Annotated in this window: 20 protein-coding genes and 2 pseudogenes; 13 read left to right on the forward strand and 9 right to left on the reverse strand. The window is 68.4% G+C overall.

The annotated features are described in order from the left end of the window. Positions 1 to 458 (reverse strand): SGNH/GDSL hydrolase family protein (locus ACZ48Z_RS40855; protein WP_468741068.1); only part of this gene is annotated, 458 nt, incomplete at its 3' end. Positions 459 to 663: 205 nt separating this feature from the next. On the opposite strand from ACZ48Z_RS40855, the gene ACZ48Z_RS40860 reads away from it, so the two are divergent. The 6 genes and pseudogenes from ACZ48Z_RS40860 to ACZ48Z_RS40885 all read left to right on the forward strand — a co-directional run. Continuing rightward, complete coding sequence (locus ACZ48Z_RS40860; RefSeq protein WP_468740997.1) at positions 664 to 1,122, forward strand: nitroreductase/quinone reductase family protein; 459 nt, start codon at positions 664 to 666, stop codon at positions 1,120 to 1,122. Further along, positions 1,119 to 1,586, forward strand: coding sequence for a cupin domain-containing protein (locus ACZ48Z_RS40865; protein ID WP_403729358.1), 468 nt, complete (start codon positions 1,119 to 1,121; stop codon positions 1,584 to 1,586). The genes ACZ48Z_RS40860 and ACZ48Z_RS40865 overlap by 4 nt, the downstream gene beginning before the upstream one ends. Before the next feature lie 69 nt (positions 1,587 to 1,655). Beyond that, complete coding sequence (locus tag ACZ48Z_RS40870) at positions 1,656 to 2,603, forward strand: alpha/beta hydrolase (RefSeq protein ID WP_468740998.1); 948 nt, start codon at positions 1,656 to 1,658, stop codon at positions 2,601 to 2,603. Between the two features lie 42 nt (positions 2,604 to 2,645). Beyond that, positions 2,646 to 3,548, forward strand: coding sequence for a helix-turn-helix transcriptional regulator (locus ACZ48Z_RS40875; protein WP_468740999.1), 903 nt, complete (start codon positions 2,646 to 2,648; stop codon positions 3,546 to 3,548). Positions 3,549 to 4,813: 1,265 nt separating this feature from the next. Beyond that, positions 4,814 to 5,479: a hemerythrin domain-containing protein gene (locus ACZ48Z_RS40880; RefSeq protein WP_468741000.1), complete on the forward strand. Its 666-nt coding sequence runs from the start codon at positions 4,814 to 4,816 to the stop codon at positions 5,477 to 5,479. 271 nt (positions 5,480 to 5,750) lie between these two features. After that, a pseudogene (locus tag ACZ48Z_RS40885) lies at positions 5,751 to 6,069 on the forward strand (transposase family protein); the annotation flags it as partial. 69 nt (positions 6,070 to 6,138) lie between these two features. Here the strand turns inward: ACZ48Z_RS40885 and ACZ48Z_RS40890 are convergent. After that, a complete protein-coding gene (locus ACZ48Z_RS40890; protein WP_468741001.1) occupies positions 6,139 to 7,008 on the reverse strand; it encodes a helix-turn-helix transcriptional regulator in 870 nt (289 codons plus the stop codon). 535 nt (positions 7,009 to 7,543) lie between these two features. Here ACZ48Z_RS40890 and ACZ48Z_RS40895 point away from each other — a divergent pair. The 4 genes and pseudogenes from ACZ48Z_RS40895 to ACZ48Z_RS40910 all read left to right on the forward strand — a co-directional run bounded on the left by ACZ48Z_RS40895 (position 7,544) and on the right by ACZ48Z_RS40910 (position 12,242). Beyond that, positions 7,544 to 8,644, forward strand: coding sequence for an IS110 family RNA-guided transposase (locus tag ACZ48Z_RS40895; protein ID WP_468741002.1), 1,101 nt, complete (start codon positions 7,544 to 7,546; stop codon positions 8,642 to 8,644). A 614-nt stretch (positions 8,645 to 9,258) separates the two neighbouring features. Then, a complete protein-coding gene (locus ACZ48Z_RS40900) occupies positions 9,259 to 11,007 on the forward strand; it encodes a serine/threonine protein kinase (protein ID WP_468741003.1) in 1,749 nt (582 codons plus the stop codon). After that, positions 10,968 to 11,150 (forward strand): annotated as a pseudogene (locus tag ACZ48Z_RS40905) (hypothetical protein); the annotation flags it as partial. The gene ACZ48Z_RS40900 and the pseudogene ACZ48Z_RS40905, both read left to right, overlap by 40 nt. A 615-nt stretch (positions 11,151 to 11,765) precedes the next feature. Beyond that, positions 11,766 to 12,242, forward strand: a complete 477-nt coding sequence (locus ACZ48Z_RS40910; protein ID WP_468741004.1) for a hypothetical protein — start codon at positions 11,766 to 11,768, stop codon at positions 12,240 to 12,242. On the opposite strand, the gene ACZ48Z_RS40915 is transcribed toward ACZ48Z_RS40910, so the two are convergent. The 3 genes from ACZ48Z_RS40915 to ACZ48Z_RS40925 all read right to left on the reverse strand — a co-directional run bounded on the left by ACZ48Z_RS40915 (position 12,160) and on the right by ACZ48Z_RS40925 (position 14,125). Then, a complete protein-coding gene (locus ACZ48Z_RS40915) occupies positions 12,160 to 12,561 on the reverse strand; it encodes a transposase (RefSeq protein ID WP_468741005.1) in 402 nt (133 codons plus the stop codon). The genes ACZ48Z_RS40910 and ACZ48Z_RS40915 overlap by 83 nt on opposite strands. Further along, positions 12,558 to 12,989 carry a transposase gene (locus ACZ48Z_RS40920; RefSeq protein ID WP_468741006.1) on the reverse strand — a complete coding sequence of 144 codons (432 nt, stop codon included), beginning with the start codon at positions 12,987 to 12,989 and terminating at the stop codon, positions 12,558 to 12,560. The genes ACZ48Z_RS40915 and ACZ48Z_RS40920 overlap by 4 nt, the downstream gene beginning before the upstream one ends. Positions 12,990 to 13,255: 266 nt before the next feature. Then, complete coding sequence (locus ACZ48Z_RS40925; RefSeq protein WP_468741007.1) at positions 13,256 to 14,125, reverse strand: helix-turn-helix domain-containing protein; 870 nt, start codon at positions 14,123 to 14,125, stop codon at positions 13,256 to 13,258. A 413-nt stretch (positions 14,126 to 14,538) separates the two neighbouring features. Between ACZ48Z_RS40925 and ACZ48Z_RS40930 the strand changes: the two genes are divergently transcribed. The 3 genes from ACZ48Z_RS40930 (at position 14,539) to ACZ48Z_RS40940 (ending at position 17,704) form a co-directional block, all read left to right on the forward strand. Further along, the gene (locus ACZ48Z_RS40930) at positions 14,539 to 16,320 is read left to right on the forward strand and encodes an RNA-guided endonuclease TnpB family protein (protein ID WP_468741008.1); all 1,782 of its coding nucleotides are present in this window, start codon (positions 14,539 to 14,541) and stop codon (positions 16,318 to 16,320) included. 597 nt (positions 16,321 to 16,917) lie between these two features. Further along, the gene (locus tag ACZ48Z_RS40935) at positions 16,918 to 17,130 is read left to right on the forward strand and encodes a hypothetical protein (protein WP_468741009.1); all 213 of its coding nucleotides are present in this window, start codon (positions 16,918 to 16,920) and stop codon (positions 17,128 to 17,130) included. 58 nt (positions 17,131 to 17,188) lie between these two features. Further along, positions 17,189 to 17,704 carry a hypothetical protein gene (locus ACZ48Z_RS40940; protein ID WP_468741010.1) on the forward strand — a complete coding sequence of 172 codons (516 nt, stop codon included), beginning with the start codon at positions 17,189 to 17,191 and terminating at the stop codon, positions 17,702 to 17,704. Positions 17,705 to 17,883: 179 nt separating this feature from the next. On the opposite strand, the gene ACZ48Z_RS40945 is transcribed toward ACZ48Z_RS40940, so the two are convergent. From ACZ48Z_RS40945 to ACZ48Z_RS40960, 4 genes are read right to left on the reverse strand one after another with little or no spacing between them, the layout of a single operon-like run. Continuing rightward, positions 17,884 to 18,201: an EthD family reductase gene (locus ACZ48Z_RS40945; protein ID WP_468741011.1), complete on the reverse strand. Its 318-nt coding sequence runs from the start codon at positions 18,199 to 18,201 to the stop codon at positions 17,884 to 17,886. Continuing rightward, positions 18,198 to 18,365 (reverse strand): dihydrofolate reductase family protein, encoded by a 168-nt coding sequence (locus tag ACZ48Z_RS40950; RefSeq protein WP_468741012.1) that lies wholly within the window; start codon positions 18,363 to 18,365, stop codon positions 18,198 to 18,200. The genes ACZ48Z_RS40945 and ACZ48Z_RS40950 overlap by 4 nt, the downstream gene beginning before the upstream one ends. Continuing rightward, positions 18,365 to 18,760: a dihydrofolate reductase family protein gene (locus tag ACZ48Z_RS40955; protein WP_468741013.1), complete on the reverse strand. Its 396-nt coding sequence runs from the start codon at positions 18,758 to 18,760 to the stop codon at positions 18,365 to 18,367. The genes ACZ48Z_RS40950 and ACZ48Z_RS40955 overlap by 1 nt, the downstream gene beginning before the upstream one ends. Before the next feature lie 57 nt (positions 18,761 to 18,817). Then, complete coding sequence (locus ACZ48Z_RS40960; RefSeq protein ID WP_468741014.1) at positions 18,818 to 19,672, reverse strand: RNA polymerase subunit sigma-70; 855 nt, start codon at positions 19,670 to 19,672, stop codon at positions 18,818 to 18,820. Positions 19,673 to 19,698: the final 26 nt, after the last annotated feature.

Below are 19,698 nucleotides of genomic sequence, written 5' to 3' on the forward strand. Positions count from 1 at the left end.
CCACACGCTGTTCGATGAATACACCGCCTACCCAACCGAACCTGCCGCCACAGCTTGACGAGATATGCGCCTGAGGTGTCTACATCCCCACCGACACGGCCAGCGAGGCGATCGCCCCCCCTCGAACTGCGCCACCGGCAGCGGGCCCGGGCCGAGGACCGCATCCGTGCCGCCCGTGCCACCGGTCTGCGCAATCTCCCAACCGGCAGGTCCTCGCGGCCGCCGATGGCGGTGCGCTGGGGAACATTGGCCAGGGCGATGTCGATGTCGGGTCTGGCGGCGCGAGCCTGGCCGACCAGCGTTTTCATGCTGTCGAGGGTTCCGTCGGGGTTACTTATGAACCAGCCCAGGTCGTTGAACCCGAGCCCGACCAGGAGAAGGCCGGGCTGATACAACGCTACCTGCTCCCTGATCAGGTTCTTGTCCTGGGCCGCCTGACGGCCGGTAAAGGCCGTCACCGCGGATCTCCCGGACCATGAGTACGAACAGCTCGCATGCGGCGAACTGCACGGTGGCGCAGAAGACGAATCGAGGGGAGTGGTACTGCTGTTCCTACCCTCGCGACTGGCGGCTGACGTATCGCCCAGAGGACGATCGAACAAGCGAACTGCGGCCCGGGGCAGCAGCGCCACAGGCACGGCACAGTCCGAACCGGAGACAGTCATGACTGGCAAACCGGACTTGAACGTACGCATCATCCACGAGTTCCGTGCCAACAAGGGAGGGGTCGGTGGTGGTTTCAGCGGGGCGCCCCTACTCCTGCTGCACCCCGTCGGCACGCGCTCGGGCAGGTCCCGCGTCAATCCGATGATGTACCTGGCCGACAGAGGCCGCTTCCTCGTCTTCGCCTCCAAGGCCAGCTCCGGCCGCAATCCGGACCGGTACCCCAACCGGCTCGCGCGTCCCGAGGCACGCATCGAGGTGGGCGACGCGATCCTCGCCGTGCGCGCCGTCAAACTGCGGAGCACGGAGCGCGACACGGCGTTCGCCGAACAGGCCCGCCGCTGTCCCGGCTTCGCCGGCTATCGGAGCAAGACCGAGCGGGTCATCCCGGTGATCGCGCTCATTCCCCTCGGCGAAGGCGCCGAGTCCACCGATCAAGCAGAACGGACACCGTCATGACCATGGCCTACCTCGCCCAGCCCGAGCAGCAGCAGAGGCTCGAATGGCTCGACGGCAGCGAGTTCGCCGTACTCCTGGACAGCGTGGCCACCGGCGGACAACTGACCGTCGGACGGTTCTCCGTCAGCAAGGGCGAGGCGCCGCCTTACCACACGCACACCCGTGAGGACGAGATCTTCATGCTGATCAAGGGCAGTGCGCTGCTGTGGTGCGACGACCAGGAGATGGAACTGTCGGAGGGCGGCATCGTCTACCTCCCCCGAAACGTCCCCCACGGCTACCGGATCACTTCCGACACCGCAGACCTGCTGATGATCTGCACCCCCGGCGGCATCGAAGGCATGTTCCGCCACGCCGGACGTGACCTGGCCACCCCGCGCCCCGAAGGCTTTGAGATCTCACGGGACCTCATGGCCGAAGCCGCCGACATGTACGGCCAGATCATCGTCGGGCCGCCGCGCTGACCGTCGGCAGGTCCGCAGCGATCACCGCTCCGCCGTACGGCACTCACAGGAACCACGAAAGGCACTGCCATGTCCCGGCAACAGCGCCAAACCCTCGACGACCTGCTGCGGCACGGCCCGCTCGACCTCGGAGGCGACGTCGCCGAACAGCGCGCCGTCTTCCACGACATGATGACGTCCCTACCGTTGCCCCCCGACGTCTCGACCACGGCAGGCGAGTTGGGCGGCGTACCCGTCGTCACCGTGGAGACACCGGCGAACGACCCGGCGACCGTGCTGCTGTACCTGCACGGCGGTGCCTATGCCATCGGCTCGGCGGCCGACACAGCGGGCCTGGCCGGGGACGTCGCCCGGCGCACCGGTGCACGCGCCGTGTGCGTGGACTACCGGCTGGCCCCCGAGAACCCTTACCCCGCAGCCGTCGATGACGCCCTGGCCGTCTACCGTGCGCTGCTCGACGACGGTGTTCCCAGCTCCGCCATCGCCTTCGTCGGCGAGTCGGCGGGCGGCGGTCTCGCCGTCGCGACGCTGGTCGCAGCCAAGGACGCGGGCCTGCCCCAACCCTCGTCGGCCGCGGTCTTCTCCCCGTGGGCCGATCTGAGCGTGTCCGGCAACAGCGTGGTCGGCAAAGCCGCCGTCGATCCCGCGCTGACCCCCGAGGGTCTGCGCACACGCGCCCGCGACTATCTGCGGGACACCGATCCCGCCACGCCTCATGCCAGCCCCGTCTTCGCCGATCTGACCGGTCTGGCGCCCCTGCTTATCCAGGTCGGCTCGCACGAGATCCTGCTGGACGACGCCGTACGGCTGGCAGCCCGCGCCGCCGAACACGATGTCCACGTCGAACTGCAGGTCTGGCCACAAGTACCGCACGTCTTCCAGGCGTTCGCCGTGATGCTCGACGAGGCCGACGCCGCGCTGCAGGCCGCCGCCGCCTTCACCCGAGCACACTGGGCCACCACCGACGCCACCGACGAGGAACTGCCTGCGAGTAAAGAGTCCGTTGTGCCGCAGTAGAAGCGCCCTGCGGTCCATGCCGTCTGGACGACGATGACCTGCATGGCAACGACGAACCACTTCGGCATCGCTCTGCGGGGCTGGCGCGGGCGCGCGTCACCGCAGGACAGCGGGCTGGAGGCGGGCGGGGGCCGGCGCATCCCCGGGCTGCGCCGGGAGGAGCTGGCCCGACTGGCCGGGCTGTCCGTCGACTACGTGGTCCGGCTGGAGCAGGGCCGCGCTCGGCACCCCTCGGCCCAGGTGGTCGCAGCCCTGGCCAGGGCGCTGCGCCTCGACCCGTTCGAGCGTGATCATCTGTTCCGCTGTGCCCGTCTCGCACCGCCCGCCACCGGGATCGTGTCCCGGCAGGCACCCGCGCGCGTGCACCGACTGGTTAGCCAGTTGGGAGACAACCCCACCGCGATCTTCGCCGCCGACTGGACCCTCATCGGATGGAACGCGATGTGGTCCGCCGCGGTCGGCGATCCCCGTACGTACGGCTGGGACGAGCACAATCTCGTCGCCGGGATGTTCCGGTCGAGCGGCGGACGAGCGCGGGAACCGATCGCGGCATGGCCCGTTCTGTCCTGGGCGGGCGACGAGGTGGAGGAGGAGGAACTCGTCGCCGACCTGCGGGAGACCGCGGCCGCCCATCCCCACGACGGACGACTCGTCTCATTCGTCGATCACATGCGGCGGAACAACCCCCGCTTCGCCCGCCTGTGGTCCAACGGCACCGCCCGCACCCATGTCGGTGACCGCAAGACCATCGAACATCCGCTGGTGGGCGACATCGCCCTCGACCTCGACGTCCTGATGGCCGCCGGAACCGACCTCAGGATCGTCACGTACACGGCCGAGGCCGGGACCACCGACGCGGAGAAGATGGACGCTCTGCGTACCGCCTGTCATCCGCCGGGCAAGGGCCCGTCCCGCCCCACGTCAGAGATCTCCAGCCCCGGCTGATGACGCCGATCCCAGGCTCAGGACGATGCGCCGGAATCTCGGCCAACCGGGCCAGCAGTCCGGGCAGTTCAACCTCTGCGGCGTCAGGCTGATCACGGAGTTGGTCAAGGACGAGCGGGATCGCAGAAGATGCGACGGCGGGCAGGGACATACGTAGGGATCACTGGACTCGACACCCACATGATCTTGGAAGCTCGCGCCCGCCCTACGTTGCGGGCCCATATCGGGACGACCCCGCTCAACCGGCGACTACGTCGAAGCCTGGAGGGCGGCCCCGGCCACGATCACCGCCAGCGCGAGGACGAGCGAAACGAGGAGGCTCCTCCCCCAGCGTCTCTTTCTGGTTGTTCTCTTGCCGGCGAGCTTGCAGAATTCGCAGTCACTTTGTTCGGTACGCGGTCATCCCATGGGGAGCGTGCAGAAGATTCGCGGTGATACGGCCCGCATCCCGAGCTTTCGACATGAAAGCGTTCTCGGGCGATTGGGGCGAGGAGGCCAAGAGTCATCAGCGCGGCTGCGAGCACGGGTGCGATCGGTCCGGCCTGGCGGCGGGAGAGGTGGGACGCGTCTGCGTGGGGGATGAGCACGGGGGTGTGGAAGCACGGTTCTGGACATCGCTGTGCCGGTCCCAGGTAGAGGCATCCGACACCACTTGGGGTACACCTGTCTGCCGAGGTTATGGAGACTCCATTTCTCTCACAGTTGTGTCAAGGAGAACCACCAGCGACCAGAACCGGGGGTAGTACTGCTGTTCCTACCCTCGTGACTGGTAACTGCCGTGTTTACTGGAGGATGATCAGGCACGCAAAGGATCCGGCGAGTTCGTTGACCACGGCCGTGGGGCTTTCATGCCGTGAGAGGGCGGCGCCGCCCTGATTGTGGCCGGGCATCGCAGCGCCGCAGACCCCGAACCGGAGACAGTCAGGAGCCGTTGTACAACCGAATCTGAGACTTGGACTCCACAATGATCACGAAGCCCGTGCCTGCTCTGCTATGTGCCCCAACCGGTCACAACCCGCCCAGCCGCACGACCCCGGAACGTGCAGCCGCCCTGGCCTGACTGGCGACCTCAATTCAAAAGAGCCGCACGAAAAAAGGTACGGTCGCGCACAACTCCGCAAGGATTTGAGTTAGTTGCCACAGGTGCCGATAGCATTCAGAATCGCCGGGTGCATGCAGTGCGTCACAATTTATGCGCACCTTCTCAGTTAATCCCTCCCTTAGGAAAGCGACAGGCATTCATGAGTACGGCAACCGACGTTCCCATGGCCGATGTGCGTGACATGTATGTCGCGCACACCGTGTTCCGCCGCGAGTTCGGCCTCGCCCCGGGGCTCATACGCGGTGTCAGCAACGGTGACACCACACGCTCCAAAATTGTGGCAGCGCATCTCGACATCGTCCTCGGGATGTTGCTGACCCACCACGAGGGCGAGGACCTGCTGGTGTGGCCCAGGCTGCTGGAGCGCGTCAGCGAGGAGATCGCTCCGGTGGTCCACCTGATGGAGGAGCACCACGGGAGGATGCACACTCTTTGCGACGAACTGATCGCGCAGCTGAAGTCCTGGCGTTCCAACGCCTCCTCGGCCGAGGGCGAAACAGTCGCCACCACCTGCGAACGGCTCAACGAGGTCCTTTTCGAGCACATGGGCCTCGAGGAGAAGGAGATCCTGCCGCTCGCGGCGAAGTACATCACCGCCAAGGAGTGGCACGAGTTCAGCGAGCACGCCCTGGCCGAGACACCCAAGAAGAACCTGCCGCTGGGCCTCGGACTGGCGCTTTACGAAGGCGATCCTGAGGTCATGAAGGGCGTCCTGAAGGGCGCTCCTCTTCCCGTCCGTCTCATCATGCCCGTCATCAGCCGCCGCCTCTTCCGGTCTCACGCGAAAAAGGTCCACGGCACCCCTACCCCGCCCCGCGCGAGCGCCTGACGTGAAGGACGAGCACGAGTTCTCCGACGCGGGCGGACTGCCGCCTGACGCTTCCGTCGGCCTGCGGCCCCGGCCCTGACCCGGGCTCCGCGACCATCTCGTCGCCGGACTGGATCTCCGTCATCGCCTCCCGGGTGATCTCCCAGGGCCCCGTCGAGTGCCCAGATCGTCCCGGCTTGGGGTGTTGATCTTGGTGGTGGGTCCCGGGAGCAGGTGAACACGGCGCCTGTGGATCATGTAGTTCTCGACGCTGGAAGATCCACGAGGTGCCGTGTTCGTTCCTCCATCATCCCCTGTCGCTGTCCCCATGCCTCATGCGCCCTGTCTGGAAGGCCCTCGGCGAGGGTGCCGCCAAGGAGCAAGTCCGCTGCCTGGTCGCCGAGTTCGAGTCGGTCTGTGATCCGAGGGGGGCTTGCGGAGTGCGGTACCGGCTCTCCTCGCTGCTGGCCCTGGTGGTCTGCGCGATGAGCCCGTCCGACCACGACTCGATCACCGCGGCGGCGGAGTGGTGCCGGCGTGCGACGCCGGAGGAACTGGCCGCCCTCGGGCTGCCCTACCTCCCACTCCTTGGCCGCTACCGGGTGCCGGCTCCTCATCCTGTGTAGTCCGGGTCCGGTCCGAACCGTCCTCCCGGCTCTCGCAACGGTCACACCTTCCTTTCAGGAACCCTCTCCAGGCAGATGACAGGCCGCACGTAGAGCATCCAGCTTCTCTGCGTCAGTGGTCTCGGCCGCAGCCGCACACGTGAGGATCCGGAGGTCGGTGCCGGCAGGCATCAGGACATCGACGTCGAGGGTGATGTCACCCACCCGTGGATGTTCGATGGTCTTGCGGTCGCCGGCCCAGGGGGTGGCAGTGCCGTTGAACCACAGTCGGGTGAACGCTGGTTCCCGTCGAAGCATGCCTTCGACGAGTGAGGCAAGACGTTCATCCTGGGGATGGGCGGCCGCCGTCACACGCAGGTCGGCGACGAGGTCCTCCTCTTCCGCTTCGCTGCCTCTCCATGACCAGACGGGCCATGCCGCAATCGGGTCACGGTCTCGGCTGGCTCTCGTCTGGAACATCCCGGCGACGAGATTGCGTCCCTCCCAGCCGTACGCGCGGGGATCGCCGGCCGTGGCCGTCCACATCTTGTTCCAGCCGATGATGGTCCAGTCAGCGGCGAAGATCCCGGCGGGAGTCGTTCCCAACTGATGGACGAGTCGCTGCACGCTCGCGGGTATGTGTCTGGAGACGTTCCCGGCGGAGGGCGGTGCGAGGTGGGCGCAGCGGAACAGATGGTCACGCTCGGACGGGTCGAGGCGCAGTGCTCTGGCCAGAGCGGTGACCACTTGGGCCGAGGGGTTGCGAGCGCGGCCCTGTTCCAGCAGCACCAGGTAGTCGACCGATATGCCTGCCAGACGGGCCAGTTCTTCACGACGCAGTCCAGGGACGCGCCGCTCCCCGCCGGCCTCCAGGCCAATGTCCTGCGGTGACATACGCTCACGCCAGCCGCGCAGAGTCATGCCAAAGTGATTCATCGTCGCCATGCGGACCATCGTCGTCCAGATGCCACGGACGGCACGAAGTTTGTGTTGCCGCATAACGGATCTGTTACACGGAGTCGAGTCCTGACCGCCCGGGTCGGGTTACGGCGCGCCGTACGGCAGAGCGTCGCCGGACGCGTCGGGGTGCCGTTCCGGAGAAGCGCGATCAGATCGCCAACCGCAAGAAGCGCGGTTCTCGCGGCAGCCGTTCGCTGAAGTTCGACCCGGTCGACTACAAAGAACGGCACGCGGTGGAGTGCGGCATCAATCGCCTCAAAAGACACCGCGGGGCCGCCATGAGATACGACTGTGAGGATGTTGGGGTCCGCCTTGGGCGGTGGTCTGGCCCGCGATACGACTGGCCCTGGTGCCTTGCGTTTGATCTGCCGGCTACTGTCCGAGGCGGTACATGCTGCCACCGAAACGGTGGGCGTGTCCCGATAGGGGCCTTCGCGACAGGCACCGTCACAGTCCTGACCGCCACACCGTTCCGGCGTCGGCCACCGGTGTTCCCGAGGCGATCAGGAGACAGGCGACCATGCCCGGCATGACTCAGCAGAGCCATCCACGTCACGACACGGTTGATCAGCACGAACAGGTGCTGCTCGGAGTCGACACGCACAAAGACATCCACGTGGCCGCGGTCATCACCAGCACAGGACTTCTGCTGGACACGCGAGGCTTCCCCACGACCCGGGAGGGTTACCGCCAACTCCTTTCCTGGGCGCGTGCTTTCGGGCAGTTACAGCGTGCCGGAGTGGAATGCACTGGCTCCTACGGCGCCGCCCTCACCCGCTATCTGCACCACGAAGGCATCACGGTCACCGAGGTCAACCAACCCGACAAGGCCGCCCGACGCCGACACGGCAAGTCCGACTCCATCGATGCGGCCGCTGCCGCCCGTGCGGTCCTCTCCGGCCGGGCCACAGCCACCGCCAAGACGACAGACGGACCGGTGGAGACGATCCGGCTGTTCAAGATGGCCAAGACCTCCGCGGTGAAGTCCCGGTCCATGGCCATCAACCAGCTCAAGGCCGTACTCGTGGCGGCAGAGCCGGCCCTGCGTGAGTCTCTCGCCGGACTGAGCAACTCCAAACTCATCCGCCGGTGTTCGCAGCTGAGGCCCGCACGCATTACCGGGCCGCAGGCGGCATCCCGCCATACACTCCGGCTCCTGGCCAAGCGAATCCTGCACCTCACCGAGGAGATCAACGACCTCACGGCACGGATCAGCACAGCGATCAATGCCTACGCCCCCAAGCTCCTGGATCTCTACGGCGTCGGCCCGGACACGGCCGCGGCCTTGCTGACCGCGGCCGGCGACAACCCCGACCGCCTGGCCAGCGAGGCATCCTTTGCCGCCCTGTGCGGTGCCAGCCCCGTGGAAGCATCGTCTGGAAAGACCCAGCGCCGCCGACTCAACCGCGGCGGCGACCGCCAGGCCAATTCAGCGCTCTACACCATCGTCATCGCCCGTCTGCGCTGGGACACCCGCACCCGTTCTTACGTGGAACGACGAGTCACCGAGGGCAAGACACGACGCGAAGCCATCCGATGCCTCAAACGCTACGTGGCCCGCGAGATCTACCAAGCCCTCCTCACATCCAAGAGGCGATCGGCACCAGCCCCTGCCGATTGACATCCATAGGGGCATCAAGCTCGCCGTCCGCTACGAAGCGACCGTACTGGTCGCCGCCATCAACGAGTGGCTGTAGGAATCCGACGAAAGCCGAGGGCCGGTGGGGGCCCGCAAATCAGTCGAGAAAGCCTTTGCGTGGCTGTCACCCTGGCGAGATGTTGCTCAAGCTGACCGGATCCAGCGGGGCGGGCAAGACCACGCTCGCCTTCGCCCTAGCCCTGCCCTTGGAGTTGGTTGGAGCAACGCCGTGGGTGGTACTGCTGTACCTACCCTGCCCCCTAGGCCGCTGCCGCCCCCGGAGAGGATGATCGGCACGCGAAGGGCCCGGCGAGTTCGTCGACCACGGTCGTCGGATCTTCATGACGTGAGACGGCGGCGCCGCCCCGCTCGCGGCCGGGCCCTGCTCCTCATGGAACCGACCAACAGCCCTGGAGTCGCCCCGCGCGTGACAACCGGGCCCGACGCGCCGTGGAAAGCGGCTGCTTCCGGGCCCTTCGCTGCCAAAATGCTCCTCAACCAGTCGTAGGCGAAGGGCCGTTGGGCGTGCGGTCGGCCGGAGGAACCCCGTGTCGCCGTCGGCCGGATCGGTCTGAAGCAGAGAAAAGGAACCCACGGTGTCCGACGAAGGACGGCTGATCGCCGGCCGATACCTCATCCTCGACCGCATCGGCCGGGGCGGCATGGCCACCGTCTGGCGCGCCCACGACGAACTCCTCGGCCGCCAGGTCGCCGTGAAGAAGCTCCACTCCCAGCCCCAACTCGACGACGCCGAACTCGCCACCCTCTTCGAACGCGCCCGGCGCGAGGCGCACAGCGCCGCCCGGATCAGCCACCCGAACGTCGTTGTCGTCCACGACGTCGTGGACGACGAGGGCCGGCCCACCATCGTGATGGAGTACGTGCGCTCCACCACCCTCGCCGACCGGATCAAGGCGTACGGCACGGTCCCGCTCGACGAGGTCGCCCGGATCGGCCGGGGCGTGATCGCCGCGTTACGGGCCGCGCACCGGGCAGGGGTCCTGCACCGGGATGTGAAACCGGCCAACGTGCTGCTTGCCGAGGACGGCCGCGTGGTCCTCACCGACTTCGGCATCGCCCAGGCCGTCGAGACCTCGGCGCTCACCCGCACCGGCCAACTCGTGGGGTCGGTCGATTTCATGGCTCCCGAACGCCTCGTCGGCGCCAAACCCGGGCCGGAGGCCGACCTGTGGGCACTCGGCGCGACGCTCTTCGAAGCGGTCGAGGGCCGCTCACCGTTCCTCCGGGAAACGGTGGCCGAGACGATGTACGCCATCGCCATGGAACCGGCCCCCGAAGTGCGCGGTGCCGGACCGCTCACCCCGCTGATCCAGGGCCTGCTCGTGGCCAAACCGGCCGACCGGCTGTCGGCCGAGGACGCCGAACGCATGCTGCGAAGACCGGCAGGCGCAGCGGGGCCCTCTGTTGTTCCACCCGCCGCCCACCCCGTGTCCGTGGCCGACGATGCTCCGGCTCCGGCTCCGGCCGCGAACCCAGTGCCCGAGTCCGTATCGCCATCGCCATCTGGGCTCAATTCGGACCGCGGAACCGACGATGCCTCCGCAGCCGAGCCACCCGTAGAACCTCCACAGCCCGATACGACCGGCCAACAGGCGCACCGGCCCCCAGGCCGTTCGAAGAAGCCGGTCGTGCTCGCCGCGGCCGTCGCCACGGCGCTGTTGATCACGATCGCCGTACTGCTGACCAACCTGCCAACGGGGAAGAGCCGCGTCAGCGCCACCGCGTCCGATGGCCCGCTCGCGGCCGACAACCCCACCCAGCAGTCCACGGACACATCCGCACCCACGGTCTCTTCCCCCAAGGCGTCCCGCTCCGCGAGTTCCGGCGCCAAGTCTCCGACGCCGCACACCTCTTCGAAGCCGACGTCCACAACCGTGCAGGAGGACTCCGAGCCGGAGTCCGGAGGCAATGCCGGATCCGAGGAAAGCGGATCCGGTGCAACGGTCGACCCGGCCGTCGGCCATGCCCTGGTGGTCCCCGCCACGCAGAAGTGCCTGAGCGGCGGCGCAGGGACCGAGGGAATCCAGCTGGTCCATGTCGCCTGCGACGGCTCCGCGGCACAGCGCTGGCAGACCGGATCGGGGGACACCTTCCGCTCCTTGGGGAAATGCATGACCGTGGCCGACGGAGCGAGCGACGACCGGACCGAGATCCAACTGAGCGCGTGCAGCGGCGACTCCAGCCAGCAATTCCACTTCTCCGGTACGGAACTGGTGGCCGATCAGTCACAGAAATGCGTCACCGTTTTCGGGGGCACGAGCGGCACGGTGGTGGTCCTGTGGGAATGCAACGCCTGGGACAACCAGACGTGGACCCTCCAATAACATGGCCGACATGGCACTTCGGCATGGCTGTGCGCGGTTGGCGTGAGCGCATGTCACCGCAGGACACCGGGCTGACGTTGGGCGGGGAGCGGCGCATCGCCGGACTGCGCCGCGAAGAACTGGCCGGTCTGGCGGGCATATCGAACTCGGCCCCCTCGCCACGCCCTTCGGGCGGGAGGGGGCCTTTAGCGTCATGCCGCCGCCCGCTCCAGGGCCTACGGCTGAGGGTCGCCGGTCAGCGTGACGATGGGCGCAAAGGGGGCAACTCCGATTGCGGCGCGGACTTCTCGATCGTGACTGAGCTGATCGCGTCGTTGGCCGATGCCCGGGACGGTCCAACGTCGAAGCCCGACGAGTCGGCAGACATGTCAGCAGCCTCTTTGCCCCAAGGGTCCGACCGCGCGAGGATGGAGCGCCCCGTGCCTTAAGCGTTTTCCCGCATGCGAGCCGGGTAACGCTCCGTCGAATTCAGGTAGTAGGACGACGCCTGATCATTGGCCCCCGTAGTCACTCAACCGTGGCACATTGCCGGTGATGACTCAGTGCCTTGTGGCAAAGGGAGTCCCTGTTCGATGAGCAGGGGCTTCTTCGTGTGCGGGGCATGATCGCCTTGGGGGAGGGGCAGGCAGCGGACGGCTTGTTGTGGATCGAGGAGGGCGCGATGCCGTCGGTGCTGGGGTTGATGGAACAGCGAACAGCGTGAGGCGCGGGCGGGGCAGGATCTGGAGTCCTGGACGGAGGTCCTGGAGCAGGCCCAGGTGGAAGTGGATGCCGCGCGGGAGCGGGTCGAGCGGGTCCGGGTGGGGCGTGCGGAGCTTGTGTCGGTGCCGGCCGGGGAGAGCCCGGTGAATACGTCGGTTCCGGTGCCGTCCGGTGGTGAGACGGCTGCCGGCGTGGGATCGGGCGGCTTGGGTTCGGGGCATGGTGAGCGGCCGCCGGTGTGGCGGTCGGGCATGGGGGAGGAGGTGGTCAGCGGCCTGTATCGGGAGGTGTTCGCCGCGGTGGTGGCCGCTTCGGGGCCGGTGAACGGGGTGGAACTGACGCGGGCGGTGGGCCGGGAAGCGGACATCAAGAACGAGGTGGGGAAGATCCGCCACCGTGCCTATGCGCTGGAGAAGCGGGGCTGGCTGGTGCGGGCGAAGGACGGACGGTTCATGCCTGAGCCCGGAGCAGTCGGCCGGGACGCTTCTCCGGCCAGCGCGGAGCGTCTGCGGCCGGGTGCCGGGACAGTCTGATCATGGCGGCCCACCACACCATCTGGGCGTGGTGGTCGGGGCGGCGTTCGTGGTCGCGGTTGAGGCGGCGTGAGCGGGCCGGCCAGCTCAGCGTCCGCTCCACGACCCACCTGCGGGCCAGGACGACAAATCCGCGTTGTCCGTCGGAGCGGCGTACGACCTCGGTCCGGACTCCGTGACGGGCGAACGCCTTCGCCAGCGCCGGATCCTGGTAGGCGCTGTCGAACCAGACCAGTTGCAGCAGCCGGCCCGGCTGCTGCATGAACGTCTCCAGCAGTGCGGGGGCGGCCTTGGAGGCGTGCACATCGGCCGTGGTCACGGTGACTTCCAGGAGCAGGCCGTCGGTGTCGGTGAGGATGTGGCGTTGCGGCCGTCACGTGATTTGCCGCCGTCGTATCCGCGGCTGTCCTCGCCGGCGGTCTCGGAGGCGTCCGCCGACTGGCTGTCGATGACTCCCGCACTGGGCTCGGCGTTGCGGCCGGCGCGCTGCCTCGCCGAACGTCGCAGGCGTTCGTACAGTTCACGCACATAGTCGTAGGCCCGCCAGCGGCGGAAGAAGTCGTAGACCGCCCGCCAGTACGGGAAATCGACCGGCAGAGCCGTCCACTTCACGCCGTTGTCGACGAGGTGGCGCACCGCGTCGAGCATTGTCCGGTGGCAGTACGGCTCGGGGCGCCCGCCCCGCTGCAGGAGCCAGGCCGGCACCGGCATCGCGGCGCGGACCTCGGCCCACTCCGCATCCGTCACGTCACTCGGATAGCAGCCTGCCCGCCGCCCCGGAGCGAGCAAACCGAACCGGTGCACATAGCAGGCACACCCAGGAGTGACCGCGGTCGACGCAGGCACAGAGATACTGCTCAACTGATCAGGCAACGGGCTTCCTTGGTCGTGCTGGTGTCGTAACCGCGTCACTACCAAGGGGCCCGTTCTCTCATGCCCGCGACCGCACCCGAACCTCCGTCCAGATGATCACCCGCTGCCGCTCGAACAAGATCCGGTTTGCCACAACGCACTCAGAGGCGGCTCGCCGCGTCGACGTACATCTTGGTGATGTCGGTGATGAAGTCACGGCTGCCGTCGGGTCTGAGGGCCAAGTCCTGGAGGTGGTCGTACATCACTCTGTAGTGCTGCACGTCAGATGGCTTCTCCAGGTAGAGATCGCTGGTGAAGCGTTCCAGGTGCACCACTGCCTCGGGGCTGTCGGCGAACCGAAGGATGCAGAACCGTCCTGCGAAGCCCGGGTGGGCACCCGCCGTGTAGGGGAGGACCTGCACGGTGATGTGGGGCTCGGTGGCGAGTGCGTTCAGGTGCTCCAGTTGTTCGCGCATGATGTCCAGGCCGCCTACGACGCGGCGCAGTGCCGATTCGTCGACGATGACCCACAGACGCAGCGGGCAGGCCGGGTTGTAGATCCGGTGCTGACGGCGTAGCCGCACCTTGAGGCGTGTGGCGGCCTGTTCGGCGGTGAGCTGGGGGATCGTTTCCCCGATGACTGTGTGGGCGTAGGCGGGGGTCTGCAGCAGGTCGGGGATCATCATGGGCTCGTAGGCGTGGACGGTGGCGGCGTCCGCCTCCAGGCCGACGTAGATGCTCTGGGGAATGTCGCCGTAGACGTTCCACCAGCCCTGCTGTCCGGATTCCTTGGCCATCAGCATGAGCGCGTCGATGACCTGCTGGTCCGTCACTCCGTAGATCGCGCACAGATCGCGTACATCGCGGGGGTGGATGGTGCGGCGGCCGTTCTCCAGGTGACTGATCTTGGGCTGGGAGACCATGAGCCGCGCGGCCACTTCTGTGCTCTTCAGCCCGCTGGCCTGACGGAGCCGGCGCAGCTCGGCTCCCAGGCGGCGCCGTCTGACGGTGGGATTGCTGTTCGTCGTCACGGCGGTCTACCTCCGGCTCCACGTCATCGTGCTGGATCGCAGATTGCCACGGAACAGGGATCGTTGATCATGTGCCATGCCGTCGTGTTCGTCGGGCAGCCAAAGCGGACTGTGACTTCGTCATGTGCCTCGCAACAGGAACCGCCAGGCGTTCTACCGGGAGTGACCGAAAACAGGCACGCGTGCTTCCTTCACATGTCGGCGAAGGCTCTTGCATCCCTTGAGCTGGAGGCAATTGCCAGTGTAAGAGTCCTTTTCTCTGCCCGACGAACACGACGGTATGGCGCGTGACCAGCAGCCTTCACCCCGTGGCAACCTGCGGTCCAGCACAGCGACTTGGAACCGGAGGTACACCGCGCGTGGCGGCGAAATCCCATCCCGCAGGGCCCGGGCACGGCCCCACGGCCGTGACGATGCCCAAAACGGAGGTGTTGCGGGCGTACCGGTTCACCCTGGACCCCTCCGATGCCGAGCGCGCCGCCCTGTCCCGCTATGCCGGCGCTTGCCGGTGGGCCTACAACTACGCCGTGGCCAAGAAGACCCAGGCCCACCAGGCATGGGCCGACCGCAGGAGCTCCTACCTCCAGGCGGGGCTGAGTGACGCGGAGGCGAAGGAGCGGATCAAGGCCGACGGCGCCGAGCTCACCGACCGCGTCAAGGTGTGGGACCACCACCGCAAGAGCCTCACGCTCACCGTCGCCGGCAAGCCGCCGCTGCCCGCGATGCAGCCCCCGGCCGGGCAGGAGGCTCTCGTCCGCCGGCTGGCCGCCGCCCGCGCTGACGCCGCTGGTACCAGCTGTGAACGCGAGCTCCTGGCCGAAGGCCGGGCCACGGTGAACGCGCTCAAGGCGAAGGCGTTCAGTGCCGGTTTCCGCACGCCGACCGCCACCGACACCAGCGCCCTGTGGCGGATGGAACGGGATCTGCCCAGGGAGGAGGGCGGCAGCCCGTGGTGGAGCGAGGTCAACGTCTACTGCTTCACCTCCGGCTTCGACCGCGCCCAGGTCGCCTGGAAGTACTGGCAGGACTCGCTCGCCGGCCGCCGCGCCGGCCAGCGGCAGGGGTACCCCCGCTTCAAGAAGAAGGGCCACACAGAATCGTTTTCCCTCTTCCATGACGTGAAGAGGCCGATCATCCGCCTGGAGGGCTACCGGCGCCTGGTGATGCCGGGCCTGGGCAGCATCCGCATCCACGACTCCGGCAAGCGCCTCGCCCGGCTCGTGGAGCGCGGGCAGGCCGTCATCCAGTCCGTGACCGTCACCCGCGGCGGCCACCGCTGGTACGCCTCCGTGCTGGCCAAGGTGCAGCAGGAGGTGCCCGTGCGGTGGGAGCACGTCCACGACGACGGCACCCGCACCCCGTACCTGAGCCGCACCCAGGCCGAGAAGGCCGCCGAGGGCGGTGGACACGTCGAACAGATCGGCCGCCCCACCGCCCGCCAGCGCGCCGGCGGGCTCGTCGGCGTCGACCTCGGCTTCCACACCCTGGCCGCCCTGTCCAGCCCCCTCGATCCGGCCGACCCCGCCACTGCCCTCATCGAGCACCCCCGTCCACTCGCCGAGAGCACGGCAAGGCTCGTGAAGGCCCAACGCGCCATGTCCCGTTGCCAACAGGGGTCGGGGCGATGGAGAAAGGCCGCCGCCCGCGTCTCGCGCGTCCACCAGCAGATCACCGTGCGACGCGCCTCGTTCCTGCACGGCCTGTCCAAGAAGCTGGCCACCGGCTTCACGCACGTGGCGATCGAAGACCTGGACATCACCGCCCTCACCACCTCGGCCAACAGCACTCGGGACAAGCCCGGCACAAACGTCAGGATGAAGGCCCGCTTCAACCGGCGCCTCCTGGACGCCGGCCTGGGCAGCCTGCGCCGGAAGCTCGCATACAAGACCGCCTGGTACGGCTCGCAGCTCGTCGTCCTCGACCAGGGCGAGCCCGTCCACGGCACCTGCGCGAAGTGCAAGGAGCGAAACCCAAGCTCCGACCCCTCGTGCAGCAAGTTCCACTGCCCCTCGTGCGGTGCGGTCGTACACCACCACGAGAACAGCACCGCGAACATCGTCGACGCGGCGCACAGGAAGCTCAAGACGGTCGCCTCCGATAGGGGGGAGACCCAAAACGCTCGCCGAGCCCCTGCAAGTCCCGGAGCCCGCAAGGCTCCCGGGCAAGGGGCGTTGAAACGAGAAGACTCCGGCTGACGCCGGTGCCACCCCCGGGGAGAGATCCCCAGGCGTCCCACAACCAACGCCGCAGGACAGCTACCGCCGAAGGCCCCAGGCCATTCAGCCGCCGCTCCCTACGCGCCCGGGACGATCCGTGTTCTGGCAGATCGACAACTGCACCACGACGCTTCGCACGATTTCCTCCCAATCCCCTGACCGCCGTGGCCAGTCCGGCGTGAGGGGGCGACGCGGGAAGGATGCGCGGGCCCCGTTGACGCGGCCCGTGTCCTTCCGGCCGCCGTCTGCGTTGATCGGGTCGACGCGTGCACTGGTTTGGACCCCACGTCGGGCCGGTGCCGTCCGCGGCCCCCGATTCTGCGCTCTGGAGTCGGGGCCGCGTCAGCTTGGGTCCCGTCCGCGGACCCGCGTGAACAAGGTCCTGGCCTGCCCCGAGCGGCCAGGACCTTCGCGCCGTGATGAGGCGTTCCGTGCGAACGGAGCCGGGTGGTGGACTGGGTGGGGCTGCCGGACCGGTGGGCCCAACCACGGTGTGCCGGTCCGGCAGCCCGGGAGCGCGGCACCGACGGGCGCCAGCAGGCTCCTTGGGGTGTGGTGCGGGTGGCGGTGGGGGCCGTGCCCGCACCGCGCGGTCAGCGTCCGGGCCAGGGATATCGGCGGACGAGGATCGTCCACTCCTCATCCGCCCGGCCGGGCACCGGGCGGCCGTCGGTCTCCCACTTCGTCTCGGCCGGCTGGCCGGCCGTGCTGGCAAACCTCAAGTCGATGCTGGAGACCGGCGAGGTCCTGCCGCGGGCGCCCTGGGAGATGTCCCGTTCCCACACCTGAGCCGCGCCTCTCCGCCCCTGGTTCATTCCGCATACGCCCGCACAGAGAGGTGCAATGCATGCCGGACACTGCCCCACTCCAGGACGGCTACCGAGCGCTGCTCGACGCCGCCGCCACCGTGGCCAACGCCGACGACCCCAGCTCCGCCCCGCCGGACGGCGAGTGGAACGCCGACCAGATCCTCGCGCACGTTTCTCTCGTCAGCGCCGCCACCATCGCCGTCGTCGCAGGTATCGCAGCGGGGGCCAACACGACGTACGACAACCGGATCGCCCTCGACACCTGGACCATCCAGCAGACCATCGCGCACGCCGACGGCAATGTCGGTCTCCGGGACCGCATCCGCGGACAAGCAGCTGTCCTGTGCGCACTCGTCGGAAGTGCGGTGCTCAGCGACGCCGAGCTCGGCACCTTGGTGCCCGCCCGGCTCCTGTCCAACGACACCCTCCTGGTCGATCGGCCCATGCCGCTGCGCGACATCGTCACCGGACTGGCGGAGGCAGAACTGCCCGGCCACACGAAACAGCTCCTCGCACTCCTCCCCGAGCGGGCCATGACCGAGGCCACGCGGTGACCACGGCACATACAGACTCAGCTCACCCGCAGCTGATGGGGTGCGCCGACTCGCCCGAACGTCGGTATCTGCTCACTTCCCAACGCTCGGGGGAGGGGGCGTCCTCGCTTTGGCGCCGACGCGGATGATTCGAGCGGGCTGAGCCTGGCTCGTTCGTTGCATATACGGGTCTAGGTCGCCTACAGGACGCTCTCGCCCACGGTGAAGATCATGCTGCGGACCGGGGCGAGTTCCTGCAGGTGCGCCGCGTCGGCCGCTGTGGCGCGTCCTTCGGGTGAGGCGAACGCGGCGCGCAGGTCGTCCACCGCGTCCCACTCAAGCTCGGCGACCAGGTAGTACGGCGCGCCGCCGCGGACGGCGACCAGGTCGCGGCCAATCGTGTAGCGGCGCAGCCCCGGCAGGCGGCGTGCGAGTGGGATGTGGACGTCGTGGTAATACCGGTCGAATGCCGCGGAGTCGGCCGGTGTCTCGTACAGGGCGATGAAGCGGGCGGTCATCGGGCGGCCGTCCGGTACCGGGTGAGGACGGCGGGACCGGCCTGCTCAGCAGCCACGCACTCCAGCTCGGCGTGGGGGCCGTCGGTCGGGAAGAGCCGTCGGCCGGAGCCGAGGACGATGGGGAAGGTCAGCAGCCGGTACTCGTCGACCATGTCCGCGGCCATCAGTGGTCCACGACGCTCAGGCTCCCGGTGACGATCACGTCCCGCCGCTCGCGCTTGACGGCGTCGACCAGGTCGCCGCCTAGGACCTGGGAGTTCACCCACCGCTTCATGTCGGTGTCGATCAGGCTACGGGAGGCGACCAGCTTCGGCACGGCATTCATCCGCGCGGCGAACGGGTCGTCGCGGCCCGGCCAGAGCCGCGAGAACAGCTGCCAGGTGGCGCGGCCGAGCAGCAGCACCCCGTCGTCCAGCGTGCGGCCGAGCCGAAACTTGTCCCCGGCGACCGCCTCCGGGCCGTGCCGGAACGCCCAGCCACCCAACGGCGTGCCGGCGGACCCGTCCGGGTCGGTCACGATCCCGTCCAGGGTGATGAACTCGATGACGATGACGCTCACGATGAGATTCCCTTCGGTTCGGTGCTCACCGGTAGGTACCGGCGGCACCGCCCCGACTCATCGCTCCCCGCGGAATTCGTCGGCGGGAATCTCGCGTGGCAGCTCGAAGGCGTCGAAGACGCGCGGATCGGCGAACACGACGTTGTGCGCGATGCGGCCGTCGGTGACGGTGAAGACCTGCAGGGTGTGCAGCCGGAGCCCGCCGCCGGGGTCCGGCGCGTAGGCGGCGAGCGCAGGCTGCCCGTTGGCAGTGAGATCCCGCATGCCCCAGCCCGCGCCCCACATCCCGAACACGCGCTCCATGAACCGGCCGTAGTCCCGGCTGCCCCGATACCACAGAGGAACCGGCGGCATCTCCATCACCGCGTCGTCGGCCAGCAGCCGCACCAGCGCGGGAACGTCCGCCGCCTCGAACGCCCGCATGTACCGCTGGACCACGGCCCGCACCTCGGGATCGTCCGGCTCGGTGACCGCACCGGCATCGCCGACGCCGACGAGGGCGGCACGGGCGCGCTGCAGCGCGCTGTTGACCGCCGCGACCGTGGTCCCCAGCTGCTCGGCGACCTCGGCGGCGGTGAACGCCAGCACCTCGCGCAGCACCAGCACCGCCCGCTGCCGCGCCGGCAGGACCTGCAGCGCCGCCACCCACGCGAGCCGCAGATCCGCCCTGACCTCCACGTCGAGCCGCATGTCGGGGAACGGCTCCAGCCAGGGCACATCGAGCGCCGGCACCAGCGGCGCCCCGGGATCGTCGCTCGGCGCCCCCAACCCGGACGGCAGCGGCCGCCCGCGCCCCTCCAGCGCGGTCAGGCATACGTTAGCCGCGATCCGGTACAGCCAGGTCCGCACCGACGCGCGCGCCGGGTCGTACCGGTCGCGGGCCTTCCAGGCACGCAGCAGCGTCTCCTGCACCCAGCATCCGGTAGCAGAACGCCACC

This window comes from Streptomyces sp. NPDC031225, assembly GCF_055570355.1.